Origin of the sequence: Alcaligenes parafaecalis (assembly GCF_026344135.1) — a bacterium.
Lineage (GTDB): Bacteria > Pseudomonadota > Gammaproteobacteria > Burkholderiales > Burkholderiaceae_B > Alcaligenes > Alcaligenes parafaecalis.
Genome location: NZ_JAPKNA010000014.1, coordinates 1 through 1055, shown reverse-complemented (window position 1 = coordinate 1055; position 1055 = coordinate 1). Strand labels below are relative to the sequence as shown.

1 protein-coding gene is annotated in these 1055 nt (G+C 58.4%); it reads right to left on the bottom strand.

The window, feature by feature from the left end; genetic code table 11:
- Positions 1 to 1055: Ig-like domain-containing protein (locus OSH09_RS18260; protein ID WP_266121789.1), on the bottom strand; the 1055-nt coding region annotated here is incomplete at both ends.

Below are 1055 nucleotides of genomic sequence, written 5' to 3'. Positions count from 1 at the left end.
TCGGTGTCTACGCCGTAGCCACGGTCGGCTTCAGCGCTAGCTGGGTTACCAGCCGCGTCTTCGGTCTCAACCTTGGCGTGGACATTGCTGTCCTTGGCCAGTTCGGCACCAGGAACGTCCACGTTCCAGGTCTTGCCGTCGGCGTTAACGGTGGTGGTGTAGTCCTTGCCGTTCACGGTCACGGTGACGGTGTCGCCTGCCTTGACGTCTTTACCCACGGTACCAGTAATGGTCACGTCGGACTCAGACTCGGCCTTGTTGACTACGTCGTCTTCGGCGATCACGTTGATCGCGATCTCGGCTTCAGGCAGATCGGTATCTACGCCGTAGCCACGGTCAGCTTCAGCGCTGGCTGGGTTACCAGCGGCGTCTTCGGTCTCAACCTTGGCATGAACATTGCTGTCCTTGGCCAGTTCAGCACCAGGAACGTCCACGTTCCAGGTCTTGCCATCGGCGTTAACAGTGGTCGTGTAGTCCTTACCATTGACCGTCACGGTCACGGTGTCACCAGCCTTGACGTCTTTACCCACCGTACCAGAGACAGTGACATCTCCTTCCGATTCGGCCTTGTTGATCACATCGTCACCAGCAATGGTGTTGATGGTGATCGAGGCTTCTGGCAGAGCGGTGTCTACACCGTAGCCGCGGTCAGCTTCAGCGCTGGCTGGGTTACCAGCCGCGTCTTCGGTCTCAACCTTGGCGTGAACATTGCTGTCCTTGGCCAGCTCAGCACCAGGAACGTCCACGTTCCAGGTCTTGCCATCAGCGTTAACAGTGGTCGTGTAGTCCTTACCGTTCACGGTCACAGTAACCGTATCGCCAGCCTTCACATCCTTGCCAACCGTACCCGTCAGGGTCACGTTGGACTCGGACTCGGCCTTGTTGATCACATCGTCACCAGCAATGGTGTTGATGGTGATCGAGGCTTCTGGCAGAGCGGTGTCTACACCGTAGCCGCGGTCAGCTTCAGCGCTGGCTGGGTTACCAGCGGCGTCTTCAGTCTCAACCTTGGCGTGGACGTTGCTGTCCTTGGCCAGTTCGGCACCAGGAACGTC